This is a genomic window from Pseudomonas sp. LBUM1669 (genome assembly GCF_059695705.1).
This window is the reverse complement of record NZ_CP166784.1, coordinates 4,920,280-4,943,851: the sequence shown is the minus strand read 5'-3', so window position 1 is coordinate 4,943,851 and position 23,572 is coordinate 4,920,280. Positions and strand designations below refer to the sequence as shown.

Here is a 23,572-nt window from a genome sequence, read left to right as displayed (position 1 = left end):
TCGTTGTTGACGATGGTCAGGCGTTTGGTCAGGTCGCCTTCACCGTCAGCGATGTCTTCCATGGCGCGGGTCATGACGTGCAGCGGCTGGATCAGGATGCGGATCAACATGCCCAGCAACGCGATGATGATCGCCACGGCAATGATCGTCGCGACGACTGCCGAGGCGCGGAATTCGCTGAGCATCGAGAAGGCTTTGTCTTTGTCGACCGACAGACCGATGTACCAGTTGACCGATGGCAGGCCTTTGATCGCGGTGAAGGTGACGATGCGGGTCTTGCCGTCCACCTCCACTTCACTGAAGTCGCTGCTGATGCGTGGGGTATTTTTCGGGAACGCCTCGTTCAGGGACTTCATCACCAGTGCTTTGTCCGGGTGCACCAGGATCTTGCCGTCGGCGCTGACCAGGAAGGCATAACCCATGCCGTCGAAGCCGCGGGCGCTAAGGGTGTCGATCAGGGTTTGCAGGCTCAAGTCGCCGCCCACCACGCCCACGCTTTGCCCGGCCTTTTTCGAGGCGGTGGCGATGGAGATGATGGTCTGGCCAGTGGCCGCATCGATGTAAGGTTCGGTCAGGGTTGCCGTGCTGCTGCTTTCGGCGCCTTTGTACCAAGGACGCACCCGCGGATCGAAGCCGGCGGGCATTTTTGCGTCAGGGCGAATCGTGAAGCTGCCGGTGGCATCGCCCAGGTAGGACGCCATGAAGGTCGACGTCAGGGCTTTCTGCTCAAGCAGACTGGCGACGTTGGACTGTTCAGGATTGACGGCGATGTTTTGAGCAAGGTTGTCGATCAGCAGGATACGGCCGGCCAGCCAGGTCTGGATGTTGTTGGCGGTAACGTCTCCCATCTCATTGAGGTAATTGTCCAGGTCTTCGCGAATGGCGTTGCGCTGTAAATAGTCGTTGTACAGTGTGAACGAGGCGAAGGCGGCAATGACAATGAGGGCGGCGGCAAGCAAAATTTTATGGCTGAAGCGCAGGTTTTTGTTCATGGCTTGGGGTTCCGCTAAGGTCTTAATGTCCTGAGCGTGCTTTTATAAAGGCACGCTGAATGGGCAATGTTGAAAAAAAGCTGATATTTCCATCCTCTCCTTAGGGAATTACCGACGCTATTTTCGGATTGGTCTCACAATAATTTGTATCGGCCGTGCAGGATCAAAGATTAACCATGGGTGACAAAATGCCTGACTCATCGCAACTCGTTATCGGCGCTGACCTTGCCGGCCAGCCTATCTCTCAGGCCATGCGCCTGGCGAACCGTCACGGCCTGGTCGCCGGCGCTACCGGGACCGGTAAAACCGTTACATTGCAGCGTCTGGCCGAAGCCTTCAGCGACGCTGGCGTGGCGGTGTTCGCGGCAGACATCAAGGGTGACCTGTGCGGTCTGGGTGCTGCGGGCAATCCTCAAGGCAAAGTCGCCGAGCGGATCGCCGGGATGCCGTGGCTGAATCACAAGCCTGCGGCGTATCCGGTCACCTTGTGGGACATTCACGGTCAGTCCGGTCATCCATTGCGCACCACCTTGAGCGAAATGGGGCCGTTGCTGATTGGCAGCCTGCTGGAGTTGACCGACAGCCAGCAGTCGGCGCTGTATGCCGCGTTCAAGGTGGCGGACCGCGAAGGGCTGTTGCTGCTGGACCTCAAGGATTTGAAGGCGCTGCTCAATCACCTGCGCGACAACCCTGAGTTGCTGGGGGACGACGCGGCATTGATGACCACCGGTTCCAGTCAGGCGCTGTTGCGGCGTCTGGCGACCCTGGAACAACAAGGTGCCGAAGCGCTGTTCGGCGAGCCGGCGCTGCAACTCGAAGACATTCTGCAACCAACGGCTGACGGCCGTGGGCGCATCCATTTGCTGGATGCCAGTCGTCTGGTCCACGAAGCGCCGAAGGTGTATGCGACGTTTCTGCTGTGGTTGCTGGCCGAGTTGTTCGAGCAACTGCCGGAGCGTGGCGATTCGGACAAACCGCTGCTGGCCCTGTTTTTCGACGAAGCGCATTTATTGTTTGCCGGCACGCCCAAGGCTTTGCAGGATCGCCTGGAGCAGGTGGTGCGGCTGATTCGTTCCAAGGGCGTGGGCGTGTATTTCGTCACGCAATCGCCGGGCGACTTGCCGGATGACGTGCTGGCCCAGCTCGGCCTGCGCATCCAGCACGGTTTGCGCGCCTTCACCGCCAAGGAGCAAAAATCCCTGCGCGCGGTGGCGGACGGCTTCCGGCCGAACCCGGCGTTCGATGCCTTGTCGGTGTTGACCGAACTGGGGATCGGCGAGGCGCTGGTCGGCACCTTGCAAGACAAGGGCACGCCGGAGATGGTTCAGCGTGTACTGGTCGCCCCGCCGCAATCGCGGATCGGGCCGTTGACCGAAACCGAGCGCACGATGCTGATCGCCGGGTCGCCGTTCAAGGGGCGGTATGACAAGCCGATCGATCGGGAGTCGGCGTATGAAATATTGATGGGGCGCAAAGGATTGGCGCCTGAGCCGGACGCTGCTCCCGGCAAACCGGCCGCCGAAGAGCCGAGTTTCACCGACAAGGCCGGAGAGTTCCTCGGCACGGCGGCGGGGCAGGCGCTGAAATCGGCGATGCGCCAAGCGGCCAATCAATTGGGCCGGCAGTTGGTACGCGGCTTGATGGGCTCGCTACTCGGCGGCAGCAAACGCCGATAGCCAGCGGGCACGGTCCAAATGTGGGAGCGGGCTTGCTCGCGAAGGCGGTGTTTCAGTCGACATCAACTGTGACTGACACACCGCTTTCGCGAGCAAGCCCGCTCCCACATTGGGTTTTGCGTCATTCCTTGGGTTTGGCGTGCGCCGCAAGGCGTTCCAGCGCCGCTCGCAGATTCGGATCGCTGATGCCATCGGCCGTGGCCTGAATGGTCGCGCCCGCATCCGTCGACAAACTGATGGTATGCCCCGCTGCCCCTTGCTGAACGGTGGGGGGCTGCACTTTGAACAGAATCCGCGTCAGGCTGGCGAATTCGTCGAACATCTGTAACTGGCGTTGCAGACGCTTTTGCTGGTAACGCAGGCGAGTGGCCCAATGACCGTCGGTGACGATCAGCAACAAACTGCCTTCGCGCCACGAGGCCACATGGCAATGCTCGCGCGCAGCAGGCTGCAACTGGCTTTCGAGCAGGCGTTGTAAATGACCCAGGCGTTGAGCATGGCCAAAAATGGCTTTCAGCGGTTTGGCTTCGCGAAGCAGAACGGCGGGTGCTCTGGCCGTGAGAGGGCGAAATGCCATGATCAGACACCTGAAGTAACAGAGCCGCCATGGTAGCAGAAAGCACCACGCGCACCCGACCCATTGCTTTGCGAGCGCTTTACCCATTAAATCAACAAGTAACTTCTGCCGTGAATGGCTTGAAGTTCAGCAAAAAGCCCTTATTTTAAGTGAGCCCCGTTACAGCGCAGTGCATGCATCGTGGAATAACGCCACTTTCCTCACCATCGTTTCCGGGTAGAATGCTCGTTCGCATGCGGCCATGAGGGCTGCACGGGCGACTCACGGGGCCGCCCTCCATCCCTTTAGTGTGGAAGATCCTGCCGATATGTTTGCGCCTTTGTTAAAGAAACTTTTTGGAAGCAAGAACGAGCGTGAAGTCAAACGCATGCTCAAGACGGTGCAACTCGTCAATGCCTTCGAAGAGCAAATGGTGGCCCTTTCGGACGATCAATTGCGTGCCAAGACAGACGAGTTCAAGGCTCGCATCGCCAAAGGGGAAACCCTCGACAAGCTGCTGCCAGAAGCCTTTGCGGTCGCCCGCGAAGCCGGTAAGCGTGTCATGGGTATGCGCCACTTCGATGTCCAGCTGATCGGCGGCATGACCTTGCATGAAGGCCAGATCGCGGAAATGCGTACCGGTGAAGGCAAGACCCTGGTGGCAACACTGGGCGTTTACCTCAACGCGCTGTCCGGCAAGGGCGTGCACGTTGTGACGGTGAACGACTACCTGGCCCGTCGTGACGCCAACTGGATGCGTCCGCTCTACGAATTCCTTGGCATGTCGGTCGGTGTTGTCACGCCATTCCAGCCGCCGGAAGAGAAACGTCTGGCTTACGCCGCCGACATTACCTACGGCACCAACAACGAATTCGGTTTCGACTACCTGCGCGACAACATGGCGTTCAGCATGGAAGAAAAATTCCAGCGCGAACTCAATTTTGCCGTGATCGACGAAGTCGACTCCATCCTCATCGACGAAGCCCGTACCCCGCTGATCATTTCCGGTCAGGCCGAGGACAGCTCCAAGCTGTACATCGAGATCAACAAACTGATCCCGCAGCTGGAGTTGCACGTCGAAGAAGTGGAAGGCGAAGTCACCAAGGCAGGCCATTACACCGTTGACGAGAAGACCCGTCAGGTCGAACTCAACGAAGCCGGTCACCAGTTCATCGAAGACATGCTGACCCGCGTCGGCCTGCTGGCTGAAGGCGAGAGCCTGTATTCGGCGCACAACCTGGGCCTGCTGACCCACGTTTATGCCGGTCTGCGCGCTCATAAGCTGTTCAATCGCAACATCGAATACATCGTGCAGGATGGGCAGGTCGTCCTGGTCGACGAACACACCGGTCGTACCATGCCGGGTCGTCGTCTGTCCGAAGGCCTGCACCAGGCCATCGAAGCCAAGGAAAACCTGAACATCCAGGCCGAAAGCCAGACCCTGGCCTCGACCACGTTCCAGAACTACTTCCGTCTGTACAACAAGCTGTCCGGCATGACCGGTACCGCGGACACCGAAGCGTTCGAGTTCCACCAGATCTACGGTCTGTCGGTGATGGTGATCCCACCGAACAAGCCGCTGGCACGTAAAGACTACAACGACCTGGTGTTCCTGACCGCCGAAGAGAAATACGCGGCGATCATCAATGACATCAAGGAATGCATGACCCTGGGCCGTCCGGTGCTGGTGGGTACTGCAACCATCGAAACGTCCGAGCACATGTCTGCGTTGCTGCAGAAGGAAGGCATCGAACACAAGGTCCTGAACGCCAAGTTCCACGAAAAAGAAGCCGAGATCATTGCTCAGGCCGGTCGTCCGGGTGCACTGACCATCGCCACCAACATGGCCGGTCGCGGTACTGACATTCTGTTGGGCGGCAACTGGGAAGTGGAAGTCGCGACCCTGGAAGACCCAACCCCTGAGCAGATTGCCCAGATCAAGGCCGACTGGCAGAAACGTCACCAGCAAGTGCTGGAGTCGGGCGGCTTGCAGGTGATCGCTTCCGAGCGTCACGAATCGCGCCGTATCGACAACCAGCTGCGTGGTCGTGCCGGTCGTCAGGGTGACGCCGGCTCCAGCCGTTTCTATCTGTCGCTGGAAGACAGCCTGATGCGCATCTTCGCCTCTGACCGGGTGAAGAATTTCATGAAAGCGTTGGGCATGCAGTCCGGTGAAGCGATCGAGCACCGTATGGTGACCAACGCCATCGAGAAGGCTCAGCGCAAGGTTGAAGGCCGCAACTTCGACATTCGCAAGCAACTGCTCGAGTTCGACGACGTCAACAACGAACAGCGTAAAGTGATCTATCACATGCGTAACAGTTTGTTGGCCGCCGATAACATCGGCGAAACCATCGCAGACTTCCGTCAGGACGTGCTCAACGCGACTGTCAGCGCACACATTCCGCCGCAATCGCTGCCTGAGCAGTGGGACGTGGCCGGTCTGGAAGCGGCGTTGCAGAGCGACTTCAGTGTGGCACTGCCGATCCAGCAATGGCTCGACGAAGACGATCACCTGTACGAAGAAACCCTGCGCGAGAAGCTCATGACCGAGCTGCTGGCGGCGTACAACGAGAAAGAAGAAGCAGCAAGCGCCGAAGCGCTGCGCACCTTCGAGAAGCAAATCGTCCTGCGTGTACTCGACGACTTGTGGAAAGACCACCTGTCGACCATGGATCACCTGCGTCACGGCATCCACTTGCGTGGTTATGCGCAGAAGAACCCGAAGCAAGAGTACAAGCGCGAGTCGTACACGCTGTTCTCCGAGCTGCTGGATTCGATCAAGCGCGACTCGATCCGTGTGCTGTCTCACGTCCAGGTTCGCCGCGAAGATCCGGAAGCAGAAGAGCAACGCCTGCGTCAGGAAGCCGAGGCACTGGCGGCGCGCATGCAATTCCAGCACGACGAAGCGCCGGGTCTCGAACAACCGGAACTGCTCGGTGAAGAGGTCGATGTCGCCCTCGCCACCGCACCGGTTCGCAACGAACAGAAGCTGGGCCGTAACGAGCTGTGCTACTGCGGTTCGGGCAAGAAATTCAAGCATTGCCACGGGCAGATCCAGTAAAACCCGTTTCATACGCTGAAATACCCGCGCCGCGACCGGCATCAGCCGTCGCGGCGTTTTGCCATTTAAACCACCGTTCTTCCTGAAAGCGGTGCTGACATCATTTAATAAGGAGCGCATTCATGGCTGTTGGTCTTGGTCCTTTGCCAACGTTGCACCCGGTTGCCGGTTTTGAACTCGGTATCGCCTCGGCCGGCATCAAGCGCCCGGGGCGCAAGGATGTCGTGGTCATGCGCTGTGCCGAAGGCTCAACGGTCGCGGGCGTGTTCACCCTGAACGCCTTTTGCGCCGCTCCGGTGATTCTGGCCAAGCAACGTGTGCAAGGCCCGGTGCGTTACCTGCTGACCAACACCGGCAATGCCAACGCCGGCACCGGCGAACCTGGCTTGGCCGCTGCCGAACGCACCTGCGCCAAACTGGCCGAACTGACCGGCGTTGACGCCAGCCTGGTGCTGCCGTACTCCACTGGTGTGATCGGTGAGCCGCTGCCGGTCGAGAAAATCGAAGGCGCGCTGCAAGCCGCACTCGATGATTTGTCGGTCAATAACTGGGAAGCTGCTGCCACCGGCATCATGACCACCGACACCTTGCCCAAAGGCGCCAGCCGCCAGTTCCAGCATGACGGCGTGACCATCACCGTCACCGGCATCAGCAAAGGCGCGGGCATGATCCGTCCGAACATGGCGACCATGCTCGGCTACATCGCCACCGACGCCAAAGTCTCCCGCGACGTGCTGCAAAACCTGCTGCTGGACGGCGCGAACAAGTCGTTCAACCGCATCACCATCGACGGTGATACGTCGACCAACGACTGCTGCATGCTGATCGCCACCGGTCAGGCTGCGCTGCCGGAAATCACCTCCGCCAGTGGCGAGTTGTTCGCCAAGCTGAAACAGGCCGTGTTCGAAGTGTGCATGGACGTCGCACAGGCCATCGTTCGTGACGGCGAAGGCGCGACCAAGTTCGTCACCGTCGAAGTCAACGGCGGCGGCAATCACCAGGAATGCCTGGACGTCGGTTACACCGTGGCCCACTCGCCGCTGATCAAGACCGCACTGTTCGCTTCCGACCCGAACTGGGGCCGCATCCTCGCCGCCGTCGGCCGTGCCGGCGTACCAAACCTGGATGTGAGCAAGATCGACGTGTTCCTCGGTGACGTGTGCATCGCCAGCCGTGGCGCTCGTGCCGCGACCTACACCGAAGCCCAGGGCGCGGCGGTGATGCAGCAGGAAGAGATCACCATCCGTATCGAACTGGGTCGCGGCGATTGCAGCGAAACCATCTGGACCACCGACCTGTCCCACGAATACGTGAAGATCAACGCCGAATACCGCACATAAGACCGAGTCGCCCCCATCGCGGGCAAGCCTGCTCCCACATAACCTGCGCTAACCTGTGGGAGGGGGCTTGCCCCGCGATGACGGACTGTCAGTCGCAACAAGACTGGCCTGCTTCCCTCATCAAAAGGTCCCGAACATGAGCCTCCACCTGATCATCGGCGACAAACTGCTTTCCTCCTGGTCCCTGCGCGGCGCCTTGGCTCTCGAGCTCACTGGCGCCCCGTACACCGAAGAACTGATCAAGCTGAATCAGCCGGACACCCGCGAACGCCTGCTAAAGCACTCGCCGACCGGCAAAGTCCCGTTGCTGAAAACCGGGGGCGGCACCATCGCGGACTCCCTGGCGATTGCCGAATACCTGGCCGAGCAATTCCCCGACGCCGGCCTCTGGCCCAAAGACACCGCCGCCCGTGCCCAGGCCCGTTCGGCTTGTGCGCAGATGCACGCCGGGTTCTTTGCCATGCGCGGCAACATGCCATTCGACCTGAGCCACGATGCACCGCTGTCGCCGACGTCTCCTGAGGTTCAGGCAGACATCGAGCGCATGCTGGAGTTGTGGGCTGAATGCCGTGCGGCGTCGACTGAAATTGGTCCGTTCCTGTTTGGCGGCGCGACCCTTGCCGATGCTTTCTTTGCACCGATTGCCGTGCGCCTGCGCACTTATCAGGTGAAGTTGCCGGCCGTGGACGAAGCCTACGTTGAAACCGTCTACCAGTGGCCAGCGTTCAAGGCCTGGCAGAAGGCTGGCCTGGAGGAGATCGGGCAGTGAAACGAGTACACGTAGCCGCCGCCGTCATCCGTGACAGCAGCGGCAAGATCCTTATTGCACGCCGTGCCGACACCCAACATCAGGGCGGCTTGTGGGAATTCCCCGGGGGCAAGGTCGAGGACGACGAATCCGTCGAAACCGCCCTGGCTCGCGAGCTCCAGGAAGAGCTGGGTATTGTGGTCAGCGCCGCGCGACCGTTGATCAAAGTCCGCCACGATTACCCGGACAAGCAAGTGTTGCTGGACGTTTGGGAAGTCTCGGCCTTTACCGGCGAACCCCACGGCGCCGAAGGCCAGCCGTTGGAATGGGTGGCTCAGCGCGATCTGCTGAACTACGAATTCCCTGCGGCCAACCAGCCGATCGTCGCGGCCGCACGATTGCCTGCACAGTATTTGATTACGCCTGAAGACCTGGAAACGCCGGCGTTGCTGCGCGGTATCCAGAAAGCCGTTGCGGGTGGCATCAAGTTGATCCAGCTGCGGGCACCCAACGGCTACGATCCGAAGTATCGCGATCTGGCGGTGGATGCGGCGGGGCTGTGTGCCGGCAAGGCGCAGTTGATGATCAAGGGCCCGTTCGAGTGGCTGGGCGACTTCCCGTCCGCCGGCTGGCACATCACGGCAGCGCAGTTGCGCAAATACGCAGCGGCGGGTCGACCGTTACCGGCGTCGCGCTGGTTGGCGGCGTCTTGCCACAACGCTGAAGAGCTGGCGCTGGCCGAGCAGATGGGCGTGGATTTTGTGACCTTGTCACCGGTGCAAAAGACCCAGACTCACCCGGATGCGTTGCCGTTGGGTTGGGAGCAGGCTTCAGCGTTGATCGAAGGTTTCAGCAAACCGGTGTTCTTGCTCGGTGGTGTTGGTCCGGCGGAACAGCAAAAGGCTTGGGAAACGGGGGCGCAGGGTGTGGCGGGGATTCGGGCATTCTGGCCGGAGGCTTGAATTACCGGTGATGCTGACGGCCTCTTCGCGGGCAAGCCACGCTCCTCAGGTTTTATGGTGTTCGCGGATTCTGTGAGCAACACAAAAAACTGTAGGAGCGAGGCTTGCCCGCGAAGGCGTCCTGATAGGCGCCGATTAACCGTGAGGCTTAGCGGTCGCCTGCCACAAAATCTCGGCAATCCCTTGTCGCTTGGCAATTAACCGCGCCACCACAAACAACACATCCGACAACCGATTGATATACGCCAAGCCAACTCCGGCCAAGGGTTCGATCGCATTCAACTGCTGACACCGCCGCTCCGCGCTGCGCGCCAGGCTTCTGCACACATGGGCTTGGGCAATCAGCGCTGAACCACCCGGCAGAATGAAATTCTCCAGCGGTCCCAGCTCTTCGTTCCACAGATCAATCGCCACTTCCAGCCGTTCGATTTCCGCTGCATTCAACGCCTGATACTCCGGCATCGCCAACTCGCCGCCCAGGTCGAACAACCGATGCTGGCAGGGCGCCAAAACCTCAATCACCTCGTTCAAGCCCGGATACGCAGCACTTTCTGCCGCCAACCCGGCCAACAGCACGCCCACCTGGCTATTCAGGGTATCGACCTCGCCAATGGCCTCGATCCGCGGGTGGTCCTTGGGCACGCGGCGACCATCGCCGAGTCCGGTTTCTCCTTTGTCGCCGGTACGGGTGTAAATCTTCGACAAGCGAAAGCCCATGGGTTACCTCGATAGCTGATTGAGTTCTTGAGAAATGACGGGGCTGCCCGCCAGCGGCAGGCGCAAGGTGAAACAGGTGCCTTGGCCGAGGGTGGATTGCACCTCCATCTGCCCCTTGTGGTTATTGGTGATGATGAAATACGAGACCGACAAGCCAAGGCCCGTGCCCTGGCCGATTTCCTTGGTGGTGAAGAACGGCTCGAAGGTGCGTTTGCGCACGTTCTCGCTCATGCCGATGCCGTTGTCCTCCACCTGAATTTCGGCCCACGGCGGATTCAGCCGGGTGCGCAGAATGATTCGCCCGGGTTCGCTGTCGTCTTCCCGTTGGTGAATGGCCTGGGCCGCGTTTTTCAGCAAGTTGAGCAGCACCTGCTCCAGTTCGTTGGCCGTGCCGGGCACCGGGCCCAGAGCCGGGTCGAACTGACGGATGATCGCCTGGCCCTTGAAGTCGAACCCGATGGCCAGGTCGAAGTCGTTACCGGCGATTTCCACTGCTTGATCGATCAGCGCCGGCAGATCGCACGGCGCCATTTGCCGGGTGCTGCGACGGCTGAAACTGAGCATGTGGGTGACAATTTTCGCCGCCCGAGCGCCCGCCTGTTGAATGCCATCAAGCAGCTGCGGCACTTCGCGCGCTTGCAGGTATTTGTTGACCGTTTCCAGCGGGATGCCGACTTGCTCAGCCTGTTCGAGGTTTTTTGGCAGATCAGGTGACAGGCGTCGCCGAATGTTCTGCACGTTGTGCAGGATCGCACCCAAGGGATTATTGATCTCGTGAGCCATGCCCGCGGCGAGGCCACCGACCGAGAGCATTTTTTCTGACTGCACCATCATTTCTTCCAGCGACAGGCGCTGGGTGATGTCGTCGATACGAATCACCACACCACGCCCGGCTCCGCCCATCAGCGGGTAGAAGGTCAGGGCGTAATGCTTGGGTTCATCGTCCTTGAGCCAGGTCACGCGCTCGATCTTCGCCACCGTGTGCTGCTCGACGGTTTGCTTGAGCTGCGGCAGAAACGGTTTCAGCGGCTCGAAAGCGAGGAAGATCGGCTGGTTCAAGGCTTCGTCCAGACGCGTGCCGGACAGGGCGCTGGCTTCCTGATTCCACTGGGTGACGTAGAGTTGCTCGTCGAGGGCGATCAGCGCCGACGGCATGGAGTCGATGATGCTGTTGAGGTAGTTCTGGAAACCGGTGAGTTTCTTCTCGATCTTGCTGCGCACCTGAACTTCGAGTTCCAGTTTGCGATTGGTATGGCGGGTTTCTTCGGCCAGGCCCTGCGCCTGATCGTAAGCCGCCTGGGAGTCGTCCCGGGCACGTTTGAGCTGCTGCTCCCGGGCTTCGATCCGCGAAAGCATGGTGTTGAACGCCTCGGCGAGGCTGCCGATTTCATCGTGGTTGCCACGGGAAGCGCGCAGGGCGTAGTTCTCTTCGCGGGTCACTTGCCGAGACAGCTCTTCGAGTTGATGGATCGGCCGGGTAATCAGGCGTTTGATCTGCCGGGCGATCACCAGCCACAACAGCACACTGAAGATCAGAATGCCCAGGCTGGCGGTCAGGGTCCCGGTATAGAACGCCACTGGCAACTCACTGCTGGCCACCAATAGCAGGTGCCCCGGCGCGGTGCCGGGGCGGGGCAGGGTGATCACCTGGTTGCTGCGAAACTCGGTGGCCTGCCAGGCTTCGATGTGGCGGTAACGATCCGGCAGCTGCAGCTTTTCGCCATTCTGCAATTGCGCCAATCGCTCACCCTTGCCGTCATACAAGGCCGCAGCCCGCAGCGGTGAATAGCTGTTGAGTTCGTTGAGCAGGCGTTCGGCGCTTTGCGGCGACTTCAAGGCGTCGGCCACCAGGCTCGGGTTGGACACCAGTCGGCCGATGGTCTGCAAGGCCTGGGGTGCCATGCTTTCCTGGGAGATGTAATACGCGGCACTGATAAAGGTCAGGTTGGCGACCAGCAGGATGGTGATCAACAGCACGAGCAGGGCGGCCAGCAGTTTCTGGCCGACCGGAAGGTTTTCGAGACGCTGGCGCAATGGCATCAGGTTCATCGCTGAAAAGGAACAAGTGGCCAGCGTAGCCGCTGCTTAGTCGCTGGGCAATCCAAGGCTTTGAAGATGGGCAATCAGCCGCTGCTGTAACTGATTGAGGTGGGGTAGGTTCAGCTGGTGCCGCGAAGCCACTTTGCAGACATAGCCCAGCAGGTAGCTGATTTCGGTTCGGCGCTGGCTCGCGACGTCCTGGTGCATCGAGGAGTAATTGGCCGCCGTGGCATGGATCACCCGTTCGACTTCCTGTTGCAGGTCCTCGGCGGCAGCCGGCTGACCGCAGCGTTTCAGCAAGTCGGTCAGTTCGACGCAAAGGGTGGCAACTTCGCAATGGTGTTCCTGCAAACCGCCGTTGCGGCAATCGTGCAGCACCGTCAGTGGATTGATCGCACAGTTGAGCGCCAGTTTTCGCCACAGCCTGGTCAGGATGTCAGTGCTCCATGCGTGAGGAATACCGGCGGCAGTCAGGTCATCCAGCCAGATCGGCGCGACCGGATGACCGGCATCCCCCAGCCAGGTGTAACCATGACCGGCGAACACCACGCGCCAGTCGCCATCGCGAAACGCGCCCTCGGTGCTGGAAGCGCAAATGCAGCGCGCCTGCGGCACCTGTGCGGCGACGGCGTCCTGACTGCCGAGGCCGTTCTGCAACAGGATCAGCTCGGCGTCGGGCGTCAGGCGCGGCGCCAGTTGGGCGACGGCCTGTTCGGCATCGTAGGCTTTGCAGGCTACCAGCAGGCGGTGGATCGGTTCACTGTTGTGCGGTGTCTCGCCGGGAATGGCGTAGGTCTTGGCTTCGCCGTGCTCCACCAGCGTCAACCCGCCGCCCACCTGATAGGTCTGCAAGCGTTGCTCATCGCGCAGGATCAACCGGACCGGCACCCCGGCCCGTGCCAGACGGGTGGCCCACAACGTGCCGAGGCTGCCGGCGCCCAATACATGCCAAGTGGTGGACATCAGCTTTTTGCTCGGTTTGGCGCAGGCATGTGAGGCTCGCAGTATCGGTTGGAAAAGACCCGTTATAATGAGCCCGATTTTAACCGCAAGCCAAGCGCGCGCCATCGCTATCGAGCGCGCCTTTTATTGGAGAGATTACATGCCGTCGTTCGACGTGGTATCCGAACTGGACAAACACGAAGTCACCAACGCGGTCGAGAACGCCGTCAAGGAACTCGATCGCCGTTATGACCTGAAAGGCAAGGGCACCTTTGAATTCAAGGAAAAGGACCTCACCGTCAATCTTACTGCCGAGGCTGACTTCCAGCTCGAAGCGATGATCGAGATCCTCAAACTGGCCCTGGTCAAGCGCAAGATCGACGTGCAGTGCCTTGAAGTCAAAGATGCCTATGCGTCGGGCAAGCTGATGAAACAGGAAGCCGTCCTTAAAGAAGGCATCGACAAAGAGCTGGCGAAGAAAATCGTCGCTCACGTCAAGGACGCCAAGCTCAAGGTCCAGGCCGCCATTCAGGGCGAGCAAGTGCGCATCACCGGCAAGAAACGTGACGATTTGCAGGAAGCCATCGCGGCCCTGCGCGCCAAGACTTTCGACATGCCGCTGCAGTTCAACAACTTCCGCGACTAAATTCCAAGCGGGAACCTCTTGGCATTTTCGACGTCCGAGGGCCAAGCAACGGCAGAAACGATTGAACCCTTGAGGTTCGATTTTTTCTGCCGCTTATTTTTTCGCGTGCCGGATGGCCGGAAATCAGGAGAAAGTAGATGGATTTGAATACCGAAGTGGACAATCTGGTCAAGGCCTCCCAGGCCTGGATTCCGATGATCATGGAATATGGCAGCCGCGTTTTGCTGGCGGTCATCACGCTGGCCGTCGGCTGGTGGTTGATCAGCAAAGTGGCCCAAAAACTTGGCGGTCTGCTGGCGCTGCGTAATGCTGACCTCGCGCTGCAAGGGTTCATCAGCAGTCTGGCGAACATTATTCTCAAGGTTTTGCTGGTAGTCAGCGTGGCCTCGATGATCGGTGTCGAAACCACTTCGTTCGTCGCGGCCATCGGTGCGGCAGGTCTGGCCATCGGTCTGGCCTTGCAGGGCAGTCTGGCGAACTTCGCGGGTGGCGTGCTGATTCTGTTGTTCCGCCCGTTCCGAATTGGTGACTGGATCGAAGCCCAAGGGGTTGCAGGCACTGTCGACAGCATTCAGATATTCCACACCGTACTGCGCACTGGCGATAACAAAACCATCATTGTGCCTAACGGCAACTTGTCGAACGGTATCATTACCAATACAAATCGCCAGCCAACCCGCAAAGTCGTATTCGATGTCGGCGTTGATTACGAAGCGGACTTGCAGAAGGCCCGTGAAGTGTTGCTGGAACTGGCCAAAGATGAGCGTATTTTGGCTGAACCGGCACCTCAGGCAGTGATTTCGACACTGGGTGATAGTTCGATTACTGTTTCTCTGCGAGTGTGGGTGAAGACAGAGGATTACTGGGATGTGATGTTCATGTTTAACGAGCAATCCCGGGATCGTCTGAAAACGGCCGGTATTGATATTCCATTTCCACAGCGAGTCATTCGAGTGGTTCAGGAAGCATCGGTGAATTGAAAATGTTTTACCCAAGCCTGACTTAACAGTCAGGCTTATTGAGTAGCAAGCTAATCATTAATGCACTGTGCAATGGTTAAAAAAAAGGCCCCTCCGAAGAGGGGCCTTTTTTATGCTTGCTAACTAAACCGCTGCGATTACAAGATCGACAGTGGGTAGTCGACGATCACACGGAACTCTTTCACGTCGCCTTCACCTTCGTCGGCGTTAGCAAAGTGCCAAGCTTGACGGAAGCGTACGGACAGGTCTTTTGCCGGGCCAGACTGAACAACGTACTTGGCTTCGAAGTTGGTTTCGTTGTGCTTGCCGTCTTCACCGTACAGACCGGCGTAAGCGCTGCCTGCTGGAGTTTTGGTGCCGTCGATGTCCCAGCCCTTCACGTAACGGGTCATGAAGCTCAGACCAGGAACGCCGTACTCAGCCATTTTCAGATCGTAACGGATCTGGGCAGACTTCTCGTTAGGGGCGTTGAAGTCAGAGTACTGGATGGAGTTGGCGAGGAAGATCGAATCGCCGCCGCGGTTGTTCTTGCCGATACCGATGTAGTCGAATGGGGTATCGCCATTAACCTTTTGGAAGGCCAGGGTGATGGTGTGTGCTTTCAGGAACGAGAGAGCAGTGGCCAGCGAGAACGTGGTGTTGCTGATGTCACCGGCTTTCGCGTCACCGGTATCGGTGGTGCGATAGATGTTGAAGTCAGTGTTCAGCGACGTGTCACCACTAATCGGGGTGGTGAGGTTCACGTTGGCGTAGTACTGGTTCCAGATGTCTTCCAGCTTGGCGCCGTACAGCGATGCGCTCAGGTTGTCGGTGATGCCGTATTTGCCACCGAAATAGTCGATGGAGTTGGCAGCCACGCCGGCGTAGTTTGCGAACAGATCGCCGTCACGGGCGTTTTTGTCCTGGCTGGAACCCGAGTAGAAGTGACCGGCTTCGAGGTCAAGGTCTTTGACTTCGCTGCTCTGCAGTTGGAAACCGCTGGCAACTTGAGGAAGGATACGGGAACCGCCAACAGCAAACACTGGAGAAGTGCTTGGCGACATGTCGCCGAATTTCAGCTCGGTTTTGGAGACGCGGAATTTAACGGCAGCCCCGGCTTTACCCTGGCTGTCGTTGACGTCGCGGCCACCGTTAGCGTTGACGGTGTCGCTGCGGCTCATGTTACCCGAACCGGAAGTGCCATCGCCGCCATCGAGTTTGATTGCCAGGTAACCGAATGCATCAACGCCGACGCCAACAGTACCTTGGGTGTAACCGGAGCTGAAGGTGCCCCAGATACCTTGGGTCCAGTCTTTTACGTCGCGGGCGCCATCTTTGTTGTCACGGTTGAAGTAGTAGTTGCGAACCAGCAAGTCCAACTTGGCGTCGTCAACAAAACCCTTGGCTTCAGCCTGGTCACTTACAAAAGGTGCGGCCGTAGCCATTTGGGTGCTGGCTGCTGCTGCAACTGCCAGTGCGATCATGCTCCACTTCATCACGCGCATCGTGATTTGCTCCTTTGGTTTTAGAAGAGTACTGCCGTCCCACCTGTTTTATTATCTGGGCGGCTCTTTCTTTTTTGAGTCGGCGCAAAGTTATATCACGCAGACCATGTTGGCGATACTTGCGTATCTAACCTTTCAGCTTCTTTACGACGGTGTCGCAAACGGCTGGGTAGATGTCGCAAATTTACTGCCTCGACGCAAGCGTATTGGCAACTTTAGTGTTGTTTTCCAAGGCTTGAGCATCGGTAAAAAGAGTCCCTGGTGAAACGTTTGAATCTCCATTGGGCAACCCTGCCGCTGTTTTTATTTGCCTTGGGGCCTCCACTTCCAGCGGAGGCACCAGGGCGATGTGGGTGTGAATGCAACAAGCGTGCACAAACCGGAATTCTGCTACTGATTTTTTCCGGAAGCCTGCCTGTTGCTGTAAAAACCTCGTAAAACCGGGGGCTTCAAGCGTGTTATTTGTACGCTTGACGCCGTGCATTGCATGGTGTTGCACCCCCGAAACCGAAAGCATGACAACGAAAAATGTTACCGGTTCACCCCTTCGGTGAGTAATTCACGGATGCTGACGCACTCAGCGTAGACGCACTGTGCGGTTTTGGTGCAAAAAATCTTAATCACTGTGCTGAAATCACACAGTGCGCTCATGACGACGACTGGAACTATTCATTGGATATCAGTCATTTCGTCTTTCTGGGTGCGATCTTCGGTTCTGTCTTGGTGCATCTCGATCGAAAACGGCCCATCTCGGGGCGTTCGTTCAGCGTGATGCAAGCGCTGATCACGGGTATGCTGGCGTCCTGTCGCTTGGTGCGCGGCCTGTCTGGATGGGCGCTAAGCTGAAAAATGATGACCTGGCGGGAGTGCGCGCGGTGTTCGCTTTAGATCCACGACTTCAACAAGACACGCTTCCGATTGGCGATTTCCCGCTTTGCCGGTTGCTGTTATCCAATGATTCGAGCTACCCCTGGTTCATCCTGGTGCCACGTCGTGAAGATATCAGTGAGATATTTCAGTTGGGTGTCGCAGATCAACAGCAGCTGTGGCAGGAAACAACTGCGCTGGCGGAACTGCTCAAGGATTCGTTCGACGCCGATAAGCTGAATGTCGCGGCGCTGGGTAATGTCGTCAGTCAGTTGCACATGCATGTCATTGTGCGCAAACGTGAGGACGCCGCCTGGCCAGCCCCGGTCTGGGGCAAACACCCGGCCGTTCCTTACAGCACAGCGCAGATCGCGTCGATTCGCGAGCACCTGCGTCTGGTGTTAACCGAAGATTTCACGTTTCTGGAGGGTTGAATCATGAGCCTGGAAGATCGCGTTACCGATCTGGAGAGCCAACTGGCGTTTCAGGATGACACCATCCAGGCATTGAGCGATGTGCTGGCGACGCAGCAGCGCGCCGTTGAACGCCTGCAATTGCAGATGGCTGCATTGCTCAAGCGCCAGGAAGAAATGGCTGGGCAGTTCGAAACCTTCGAAGAAGAAGCGCCACCGCCTCATTACTAACCGCCCCTGTACTAATAGGCAGGCAATAAAAAACCGCGAACAGCCGGGCTGTTCGCGGTTTTTTTTAGCCTTGAATCAGCGACGCGGCAATGCGGCGATGACATCTTCGGCTTGCAGCCCTTTGTCACGATTCATGACAGAGAACTCAACACGCTGGCCTTCAACCAGAACACGGTGACCTTCGCCACGAATGGCCCGGAAATGCACGAAAATATCATCGCCGGAATCACGGGAAATAAAGCCGAAGCCTTTGGAGGTATTGAACCACTTGACGGTGCCGGTATCGCGGTTACTCATGTCGTAGCTTGGCGAGGCGGCGGCCGGCGAGGATTTGTAGAAGCTGATAGCCAGGTGCATGAGAACGGCGATCAGCGCAGCCACCAGGCTGAACAGAACGGCAGGTTGACCGGCGATGACAGGCATCGGCGCGAGCAGCGTCAGGGTTTGCAGGACGACGGCCAGGACCAGCAGGGCGCTGACCAGGTTTTGCAGTTGATGACGTGGGCCTTTGTTCCAGTAAGGGATAACGGGAGCAAGGGTGAGGTTGAGCAGGCCGAAAAAGGCCAGGTACAGCGCATCGGGTTGTTGCAGGTAAGGGACTGCTTCGGATCGCAGGCTAGGGATGAAGGACAGCAGCAAAGCTGCTGCGCCCATTAGCAGGTGGACGATTTTCAACATTTTGATTAACTCACGTTAAGACGGATCACAAGGAAGAGCTGATGGAGCACGGTTCGCTTCAGAACAATAAGAGGCGTTGGACACGTACCCGGTACCAGCCTATGCGCAGCCCCCGAAAAATAGGCGGTCGCGACACACGGCCTATTTAACAGCAAAGCCTGCAGCTACTCAAATCAGGCAGTCCAGCGGTGCTTCGCGGGGCTATTTGTCGCAGGTCATTGTGCAATCCCATGCTGCGAGGGGGTGGCAGGCTTGCTAGAGTGGTCCTGCACCTGTTGGATGAACTCATCACCTTTAGGGGATAAACATGGCAATCGATATCGGTATCAGTGAAGAGGACCGCAAGTCCATCGTTGACGGGCTTTCGCGTCTGCTGTCGGACACGTATGTGCTGTATTTGAAAACCCATAACTTCCATTGGAATGTCACCGGTCCCATGTTTCGGACCCTGCACCTGATGTTCGAGGAGCAATACAACGAGCTGGCCCTGGCCGTCGATTCGATTGCCGAGCGCATTCGCGCCCTTGGTTTTCCTGCGCCCGGTGCCTATTCGATTTATGCGCGGCTGTCTTCTATTAAGGAAGAAGCCGGCGTGCCCAGCGCCGAGGACATGATCAAACAGCTTGTCGATGGGCAAGAGGCGGTCACCCGTACCGCGCGTGGGATCTTTCCGCTGCTGGAAAAAGTCAGCGACGAGCCGACGGCAGACCTGCTGACCCAACGCATGCAAGTCCACGAAAAAACCGCATGGATGCTGCGGTCTCTACTGGATCAGTAATATCGTCAGTGCGCGAATGATGCCCGCCGGGCGTTGTTCGCGGTCTTTGACTTCTTAAAGTCGCTTTTACACTCGTTAAAAATCGTCTGGTTGCGTAGGAAAATGGCCGGCCTAGGACGGTCTCCATGATCGCCCTTCAGCTGTTGGCTTATCCTACGTCGATGGTCATAAAGTCATCTGGATATACCTTTGCGCCTGCGCTTTTATAAGGCCACGCAGAGTGCTCTTACAGAAGGCAAGGATGACAAAGGAGTGTCAACGATATGGATGACGAAGACAGGCGAAGCGAGGGAAGGGGCGGTCCGGTCAAGGAGATAAGGATTGATCCATTTGTCAGCGAGTTTGATATGGGGCTGGCCCGGCCCTTATCCCGGTCGGTGCGGTTGAACGGCTTTGCCACCTGCTTGCGGCTTGAGCAGGTGTACTGGGATATTCTGGGCGATATGGCCAAGGTCAATTGTTGTACGGTCAGTGCGCTGCTGTCCCATGTGGATCGCGAAGTGCACCTGCGTCATGGCGGGGTCAAGAACTTTACCGGGCTGGTGCGGGTTGTCTGCGTCGTGCACAGCCTGAAAGAAGGGGGCTGCGTCGCAATGCCCTAGCCACGCTGGTGATCGGGCAGAGTGTCGGTCTGTGCAGTCTTACGGCTGCACAGGCCGCATTTAATGGATATAATCCCGCTCTTTGCCGCAAAACCCAGTGTGTGCGGTAGCAATCTGATCGCCGAGACAACCCCATGCCGATGTACGACTATCAATGTGCTTCCTGTGGTCATCAGTTGGAAGCCATTCAAAAGATCAGCGCAGCACCGCTGGTCGACTGCCCTGCCTGCCAGGCGCCAGAGCTTAAGAAGATGCTGTCCATGCCGGGCTTCCGCCTTAGCGGCACCGGCTGGTACGAAACCGATTTCAAGACCGGTTCCAAGAAGAATCTGGCCGGCGGCGACAAAGCTGACTAAGGTCTGGAACCTGAGTTGAACGACACGCGCGAGCTCTTGCAACACCTGCAAGGCCTCCAACCGAATTTCGATTACGAGAAGTGAAACCACTACCATGATGCGCAGCCATTATTGCGGCCAACTGAACGAAGCCCTGGAAGGCCAGGAAATTACCCTTTGCGGATGGGTGCACCGTCGCCGTGACCACGGTGGGGTGATTTTCCTCGATATCCGTGATCGTGACGGTCTGGCCCAGGTGGTGTTCGACCCGGACCGCGCCGAGAGCTTCGCCGCCGCCGACCGCGTGCGCAGCGAATACGTCGTGAAGATCACCGGCAAGGTTCGTCTGCGTCCGGCCGGTGCCACCAACGCCAACATGGCGTCGGGCATGATCGAAGTCCTGGGCTACGAGCTGGAAGTGCTGAACGAGTCGGAAACCCCGCCGTTCCCGCTGAACGAGTTCTCCGACGTCGGTGAAGAAACCCGCCTGCGTTATCGCTTCCTTGATCTGCGTCGCCCGGAAATGGCCGAGAAGCTGCGTCTGCGTTCGCGCATGACCACCAGCATCCGTCGTTTCCTCGACGAGAACGGCTTCCTCGACGTCGAGACGCCGATCCTGACCCGTGCCACACCAGAAGGCGCTCGCGATTACCTGGTGCCGAGCCGTACCCACGCCGGTTCCTTCTTCGCCTTGCCGCAATCGCCACAGTTGTTCAAGCAACTGTTGATGGTCGCCGGCTTCGACCGTTACTACCAGATCGCCAAGTGCTTCCGCGACGAAGACCTGCGCGCCGACCGTCAGCCGGAATTCACCCAGATCGACATCGAGACCAGCTTCCTCGATGAAAAAGAGATCATGGGCATCACCGAACAAATGATCCGCAACCTGTTCAAGGAAGTGCTGGACCTGGAGTTCGGCGACTTCCCGCACATGACCTTCGAAGAAGCCATGCGTCGTTACGGTTCCGACAAGCCTGACCTGCGTAACCCGCTGGAACTGGTGGACGTTGCCGACCAATTGAAAGAAGTCGACTTCAAAGTCTTCAGCGGTCCTGCCAACGATCCGAAGTGCCGTGTCGCCGCCTTGCGCGTACCTGGCGCGGCGAGCATGCCGCGCAAGCAGATCGACGACTACACCAAGTTCGTCGGCATCTACGGTGCCAAGGGCCTGGCGTACATCAAGGTCAACGAGCGCGCCAAAGGTGTTGAAGGCCTGCAGTCGCCAATCGTCAAGAACATCCCGGAAGCCAACCTCAACGTGATCCTCGATCGTGTTGGCGCGGTCGATGGCGACATCGTGTTCTTCGGCGCCGACAAAGCCAAGATCGTCAGCGAAGCCCTGGGCGCGCTGCGGATCAAGGTCGGCAACGACCTGGACCTGCTGACCTGCAAGTGGGCGCCGATGTGGGTTGTCGACTTCCCGATGTTCGAAGAGAACGACGACGGCAGCTTCACCGCCTTGCACCACCCGTTCACCGCGCCGAAGTGCACCCCGGAAGAACTGGAAGCCAACCCGGCGACCGCTCTGTCCCGTGCCTACGACATGGTTCTGAACGGCACCGAGCTGGGTGGCGGTTCGATCCGTATCCACCGCAAGGAAATGCAGCAGACGGTGTTCCGCCTGTTGGGTATCAATGAAGCGGAACAGGAAGAGAAGTTTGGCTTCCTGCTCGACGCCCTGAAATACGGCGCGCCGCCACACGGTGGCCTGGCCTTCGGCCTGGACCGTCTGGTCATGCTGATGACCGGCGCCCAGTCGATCCGTGAAGTGATTGCCTTCCCGAAAACCCAGAGCGCGGCTGACGTCATGACTCAGGCACCGGGTGCTGTAGATGCCAAGGCATTGCGCGAACTGCACATTCGTCTGCGCGAAACGCCAAAGGCTGAGTAAGGCTGACCGCAAAGGCGCATCCTTCCGGGATGCGCCTTTTCTTTAGGTCGAGATTTTTTGTTGCTGGCCGACACAGCGTGCGCGGCGGGCGATGTTTCAAAGAGAAATTCGGAGCGAGATATGGCGGGTCATTCCAAGTGGGCGAACATCAAGCACCGCAAAGAACGTCAAGATGCCAAGAAAGGCAAGATTTTCACCAAGTGGATTCGTGAGCTGACCGTTGCGGCCCGTCAGGGCGGTGGCGATCCCGGTTCCAACCCGCGCCTGCGTCTGGCGCTGGACAAGGCCCTTGGCGCGAACATGAGTCGCGACATCATTGATCGCGCAGTCGCCCGTGGTGCCGGTGCTGCCGACACCGACGACATGGTCGAACTGACCTACGAAGGTTATGGCCCGGGTGGCGTGGCGGTGATGGTCGAGTGCATGACCGACAACCGTAACCGCACCGCAGCCGCTGTTCGCCATGCGTTCAGCAAGTGCGGCGGCAACCTGGGGACTGACGGTTCGGTGGCCTATCTGTTTGAGCGCAAGGGGCAGATTTCCTTCGCGCCGGGTGTCGATGAAGACGCGCTGATGGAAGCGGCCATGGAAGCGGACGCCGATGACGTGGTCACCCATGAAGACGGCTCGATTGACGTGTTCACCTCGTTCGCGGGCTTCTACTCCGTGCGTAACGCGCTGGAAGCGGCGGGGTTCAAGGGCGATGACGCGGAAATCGTGATGCTGCCGACCACCAGCGCCGAACTGGACCTGGAAGGCGCCGAGAAGGTGCTCAAGCTGATCGACATGCTTGAAGACCTGGATGACGTGCAGAACGTTTACTCCAACGCGGACATTCCGGAGTCGGTAGCCGCACAGCTGGTTTGATTGATCTGCAATACTCTTGAAGCCGGAAGTGCAGGCGGTGATGTTTTACCGCCAGGCATGTCCGGCTTCTGCCTTTATGCCGAGCAAGCAATTGCCGGCAGGCATCATTTTTGAGCTGCAGGCGTTATGACTTTAATTCTTGGTATCGACCCCGGTTCGCGCATCACCGGTTATGGCGTGGTACGTGATACCGGGCGTGGCTGCGTGTACGTGGCGTCGGGCTGCATTCGCACCGGGGCCGGCGAGTTGCACGAGCGTCTGCAAATCGTCTATCGCGGTGTGCGAGAAGTCATCCAGACCTACGGCCCGGTGACCATGGGCATTGAAAAAGTCTTTATGGCGCGCAATGCCGACTCGGCCCTGAAGCTCGGTCAGGCCCGGGGCGCTGCGATCGTGGCGGGTGCCGAAGAAAGCCTGGAAATCGCCGAGTACACCGCGACCCAGGTCAAGCAAGCGGTGACCGGCACCGGCGCGGCCAATAAAGAGCAGGTGCAGATGATGGTCATGCACATGCTGAAATTGACCAGCAAGCCGCAAATCGACGCCTCGGATGCCTTGGCCATTGCCATTTGTCACGCGCACACCCGTTCCAGTCTGTTACCTCATGGCCTGGGAACGGCACGCAGTCGTGGCGGGCGCCTGCGTCTCTGATAGCATCAGCAGTCATTTTTAGGGAATGAGGGTTTTGCGCCTGTGTTGTCGGCGCAAAACCCTTGTTCTGTCAGTCGCCAGTCATTGATCTGGCCAACGCTCAAGGATCTGA

22 protein-coding genes and 1 pseudogene are annotated in these 23,572 nt (G+C 58.6%); 16 read left to right on the top strand and 7 right to left on the bottom strand.

Features of this window, described 5'->3' with window-relative positions:
* Positions 1-8: 8 nt before the first annotated feature.
* Positions 9-848, bottom strand: a pseudogene (locus ACA051_RS22955) (HAMP domain-containing protein); the annotation flags it as partial.
* Between the two features lie 332 nt (positions 849-1,180).
* On the opposite strand from ACA051_RS22955, the gene ACA051_RS22950 reads away from it, so the two are divergent.
* Entirely contained in the window at positions 1,181-2,668 is a 1,488-nt protein-coding gene (locus tag ACA051_RS22950; RefSeq protein ID WP_497372034.1) for a helicase HerA-like domain-containing protein, read from the top strand.
* Between the two features lie 121 nt (positions 2,669-2,789).
* Here ACA051_RS22950 and ACA051_RS22945 read toward each other — a convergent pair whose 3' ends face one another.
* Positions 2,790-3,245, bottom strand: a complete 456-nt coding sequence (locus ACA051_RS22945) for a DUF721 domain-containing protein (protein WP_109634314.1) — start codon at positions 3,243-3,245, stop codon at positions 2,790-2,792.
* Positions 3,246-3,552: 307 nt separating this feature from the next.
* Between ACA051_RS22945 and secA the strand changes: the two genes are divergently transcribed.
* From secA to ACA051_RS22925, 4 genes are all read left to right on the top strand, one after another.
* Positions 3,553-6,288: a preprotein translocase subunit SecA gene (gene secA, locus ACA051_RS22940; RefSeq protein WP_497304923.1), complete on the top strand. Its 2,736-nt coding sequence runs from the start codon at positions 3,553-3,555 to the stop codon at positions 6,286-6,288.
* A gap of 122 nt (positions 6,289-6,410) precedes the next feature.
* On the top strand, positions 6,411-7,628 hold the full coding sequence (gene argJ / locus ACA051_RS22935; protein ID WP_497304922.1) for a bifunctional glutamate N-acetyltransferase/amino-acid acetyltransferase ArgJ: 1,218 nt from the start codon (positions 6,411-6,413) through the stop codon (positions 7,626-7,628).
* Between the two features lie 136 nt (positions 7,629-7,764).
* A complete protein-coding gene (locus tag ACA051_RS22930) occupies positions 7,765-8,397 on the top strand; it encodes a glutathione S-transferase family protein (RefSeq protein WP_497372032.1) in 633 nt (210 codons plus the stop codon).
* A complete protein-coding gene (locus tag ACA051_RS22925; RefSeq protein WP_497304918.1) occupies positions 8,394-9,338 on the top strand; it encodes a Nudix family hydrolase in 945 nt (314 codons plus the stop codon). The genes ACA051_RS22930 and ACA051_RS22925 overlap by 4 nt, the downstream gene beginning before the upstream one ends.
* 135 nt (positions 9,339-9,473) lie before the next feature.
* On the opposite strand, the gene ACA051_RS22920 is transcribed toward ACA051_RS22925, so the two are convergent.
* Genes ACA051_RS22920 through ACA051_RS22910 form a run of 3 tightly spaced genes read right to left on the bottom strand, consistent with a single transcriptional unit; the run spans position 9,474 to position 13,058 of the window.
* Positions 9,474-10,055, bottom strand: coding sequence for a cob(I)yrinic acid a,c-diamide adenosyltransferase (locus ACA051_RS22920; RefSeq protein ID WP_497304917.1), 582 nt, complete (start codon positions 10,053-10,055; stop codon positions 9,474-9,476).
* Between the two features lie 3 nt (positions 10,056-10,058).
* Complete coding sequence (locus ACA051_RS22915; protein WP_497372030.1) at positions 10,059-12,095, bottom strand: sensor histidine kinase; 2,037 nt, start codon at positions 12,093-12,095, stop codon at positions 10,059-10,061.
* Between the two features lie 45 nt (positions 12,096-12,140).
* A complete protein-coding gene (locus ACA051_RS22910; protein ID WP_497304914.1) occupies positions 12,141-13,058 on the bottom strand; it encodes a putative 2-dehydropantoate 2-reductase in 918 nt (305 codons plus the stop codon).
* A 139-nt stretch (positions 13,059-13,197) separates the two neighbouring features.
* Here ACA051_RS22910 and ACA051_RS22905 point away from each other — a divergent pair, with 139 nt between their 5' ends.
* The gene (locus ACA051_RS22905) at positions 13,198-13,683 is read left to right on the top strand and encodes a YajQ family cyclic di-GMP-binding protein (protein ID WP_007906601.1); all 486 of its coding nucleotides are present in this window, start codon (positions 13,198-13,200) and stop codon (positions 13,681-13,683) included.
* A gap of 137 nt (positions 13,684-13,820) precedes the next feature.
* Positions 13,821-14,663: a mechanosensitive ion channel family protein gene (locus ACA051_RS22900; RefSeq protein WP_497372028.1), complete on the top strand. Its 843-nt coding sequence runs from the start codon at positions 13,821-13,823 to the stop codon at positions 14,661-14,663.
* Positions 14,664-14,800: 137 nt separating this feature from the next.
* On the opposite strand, the gene ACA051_RS22895 is transcribed toward ACA051_RS22900, so the two are convergent.
* The gene (locus ACA051_RS22895; RefSeq protein ID WP_403100474.1) at positions 14,801-16,147 is read right to left on the bottom strand and encodes an OprD family porin; all 1,347 of its coding nucleotides are present in this window, start codon (positions 16,145-16,147) and stop codon (positions 14,801-14,803) included.
* Here ACA051_RS22895 and ACA051_RS22890 point away from each other — a divergent pair.
* The 3 genes from ACA051_RS22890 to ACA051_RS22880 all read left to right on the top strand — a co-directional run bounded on the left by ACA051_RS22890 (position 16,125) and on the right by ACA051_RS22880 (position 17,658).
* On the top strand, positions 16,125-16,412 hold the full coding sequence (locus ACA051_RS22890) for a hypothetical protein (RefSeq protein WP_403100477.1): 288 nt from the start codon (positions 16,125-16,127) through the stop codon (positions 16,410-16,412). The genes ACA051_RS22895 and ACA051_RS22890 overlap by 23 nt on opposite strands.
* Before the next feature lie 610 nt (positions 16,413-17,022).
* Positions 17,023-17,448: an HIT domain-containing protein gene (locus ACA051_RS22885; protein WP_497310649.1), complete on the top strand. Its 426-nt coding sequence runs from the start codon at positions 17,023-17,025 to the stop codon at positions 17,446-17,448.
* Between the two features lie 3 nt (positions 17,449-17,451).
* On the top strand, positions 17,452-17,658 hold the full coding sequence (locus ACA051_RS22880) for a SlyX family protein (protein WP_056741397.1): 207 nt from the start codon (positions 17,452-17,454) through the stop codon (positions 17,656-17,658).
* 75 nt (positions 17,659-17,733) lie between these two features.
* Here ACA051_RS22880 and ACA051_RS22875 read toward each other — a convergent pair whose 3' ends face one another.
* On the bottom strand, positions 17,734-18,336 hold the full coding sequence (locus ACA051_RS22875; RefSeq protein WP_497304909.1) for a cold-shock protein: 603 nt from the start codon (positions 18,334-18,336) through the stop codon (positions 17,734-17,736).
* A gap of 307 nt (positions 18,337-18,643) precedes the next feature.
* Between ACA051_RS22875 and ACA051_RS22870 the strand changes: the two genes are divergently transcribed.
* The 6 genes from ACA051_RS22870 (at position 18,644) to ruvC (ending at position 23,460) form a co-directional block, all read left to right on the top strand.
* The gene (locus tag ACA051_RS22870) at positions 18,644-19,114 is read left to right on the top strand and encodes a Dps family protein (RefSeq protein WP_094470990.1); all 471 of its coding nucleotides are present in this window, start codon (positions 18,644-18,646) and stop codon (positions 19,112-19,114) included.
* Between the two features lie 263 nt (positions 19,115-19,377).
* A complete protein-coding gene (locus ACA051_RS22865) occupies positions 19,378-19,716 on the top strand; it encodes a ribbon-helix-helix domain-containing protein (protein WP_497304907.1) in 339 nt (112 codons plus the stop codon).
* Positions 19,717-19,850: 134 nt separating this feature from the next.
* Entirely contained in the window at positions 19,851-20,072 is a 222-nt protein-coding gene (locus ACA051_RS22860) for an FmdB family zinc ribbon protein (RefSeq protein WP_010457489.1), read from the top strand.
* A gap of 94 nt (positions 20,073-20,166) precedes the next feature.
* Complete coding sequence (gene aspS, locus ACA051_RS22855; protein WP_497304905.1) at positions 20,167-21,942, top strand: aspartate--tRNA ligase; 1,776 nt, start codon at positions 20,167-20,169, stop codon at positions 21,940-21,942.
* A gap of 120 nt (positions 21,943-22,062) precedes the next feature.
* Positions 22,063-22,809, top strand: coding sequence for a YebC/PmpR family DNA-binding transcriptional regulator (locus tag ACA051_RS22850; protein WP_497372026.1), 747 nt, complete (start codon positions 22,063-22,065; stop codon positions 22,807-22,809).
* 126 nt (positions 22,810-22,935) lie between these two features.
* Positions 22,936-23,460, top strand: coding sequence for a crossover junction endodeoxyribonuclease RuvC (ruvC, locus tag ACA051_RS22845; RefSeq protein ID WP_497304901.1), 525 nt, complete (start codon positions 22,936-22,938; stop codon positions 23,458-23,460).
* Positions 23,461-23,572 lie beyond the last annotated feature (112 nt).

What these genes read in the sequence shown, in the direction of transcription:
- ACA051_RS22930 (WP_497372032.1), top strand. Translation starts at nt 7,765, where the DNA reads ATGAGCCTCCACCTGATCATCGGCGACAAACTGCTTTCCTCCTGGTCC.
- ACA051_RS22850 (WP_497372026.1), top strand. Translation starts at nt 22,063, where the DNA reads ATGGCGGGTCATTCCAAGTGGGCGAACATCAAGCACCGCAAAGAACGT.
- ACA051_RS22950 (WP_497372034.1), top strand. Translation starts at nt 1,181, where the DNA reads ATGCCTGACTCATCGCAACTCGTTATCGGCGCTGACCTTGCCGGCCAG.
- aspS (WP_497304905.1), top strand. Translation starts at nt 20,167, where the DNA reads ATGATGCGCAGCCATTATTGCGGCCAACTGAACGAAGCCCTGGAAGGC.
- secA (WP_497304923.1), top strand. Translation starts at nt 3,553, where the DNA reads ATGTTTGCGCCTTTGTTAAAGAAACTTTTTGGAAGCAAGAACGAGCGT.
- ACA051_RS22865 (WP_497304907.1), top strand. Translation starts at nt 19,378, where the DNA reads ATGGATGACGAAGACAGGCGAAGCGAGGGAAGGGGCGGTCCGGTCAAG.
- ACA051_RS22910 (WP_497304914.1), bottom strand. Translation starts at nt 13,058, where the DNA reads ATGTCCACCACTTGGCATGTATTGGGCGCCGGCAGCCTCGGCACGTTG.
- ACA051_RS22920 (WP_497304917.1), bottom strand. Translation starts at nt 10,055, where the DNA reads ATGGGCTTTCGCTTGTCGAAGATTTACACCCGTACCGGCGACAAAGGA.
- ACA051_RS22900 (WP_497372028.1), top strand. Translation starts at nt 13,821, where the DNA reads ATGGATTTGAATACCGAAGTGGACAATCTGGTCAAGGCCTCCCAGGCC.
- ACA051_RS22860 (WP_010457489.1), top strand. Translation starts at nt 19,851, where the DNA reads ATGCCGATGTACGACTATCAATGTGCTTCCTGTGGTCATCAGTTGGAA.
- ACA051_RS22880 (WP_056741397.1), top strand. Translation starts at nt 17,452, where the DNA reads ATGAGCCTGGAAGATCGCGTTACCGATCTGGAGAGCCAACTGGCGTTT.
- ACA051_RS22870 (WP_094470990.1), top strand. Translation starts at nt 18,644, where the DNA reads ATGGCAATCGATATCGGTATCAGTGAAGAGGACCGCAAGTCCATCGTT.
- ACA051_RS22890 (WP_403100477.1), top strand. Translation starts at nt 16,125, where the DNA reads ATGCTCCACTTCATCACGCGCATCGTGATTTGCTCCTTTGGTTTTAGA.
- ACA051_RS22895 (WP_403100474.1), bottom strand. Translation starts at nt 16,147, where the DNA reads ATGCGCGTGATGAAGTGGAGCATGATCGCACTGGCAGTTGCAGCAGCA.
- ACA051_RS22945 (WP_109634314.1), bottom strand. Translation starts at nt 3,245, where the DNA reads ATGGCATTTCGCCCTCTCACGGCCAGAGCACCCGCCGTTCTGCTTCGC.
- ACA051_RS22875 (WP_497304909.1), bottom strand. Translation starts at nt 18,336, where the DNA reads ATGTTGAAAATCGTCCACCTGCTAATGGGCGCAGCAGCTTTGCTGCTG.
- ACA051_RS22905 (WP_007906601.1), top strand. Translation starts at nt 13,198, where the DNA reads ATGCCGTCGTTCGACGTGGTATCCGAACTGGACAAACACGAAGTCACC.
- argJ (WP_497304922.1), top strand. Translation starts at nt 6,411, where the DNA reads ATGGCTGTTGGTCTTGGTCCTTTGCCAACGTTGCACCCGGTTGCCGGT.
- ruvC (WP_497304901.1), top strand. Translation starts at nt 22,936, where the DNA reads ATGACTTTAATTCTTGGTATCGACCCCGGTTCGCGCATCACCGGTTAT.
- ACA051_RS22915 (WP_497372030.1), bottom strand. Translation starts at nt 12,095, where the DNA reads ATGCCATTGCGCCAGCGTCTCGAAAACCTTCCGGTCGGCCAGAAACTG.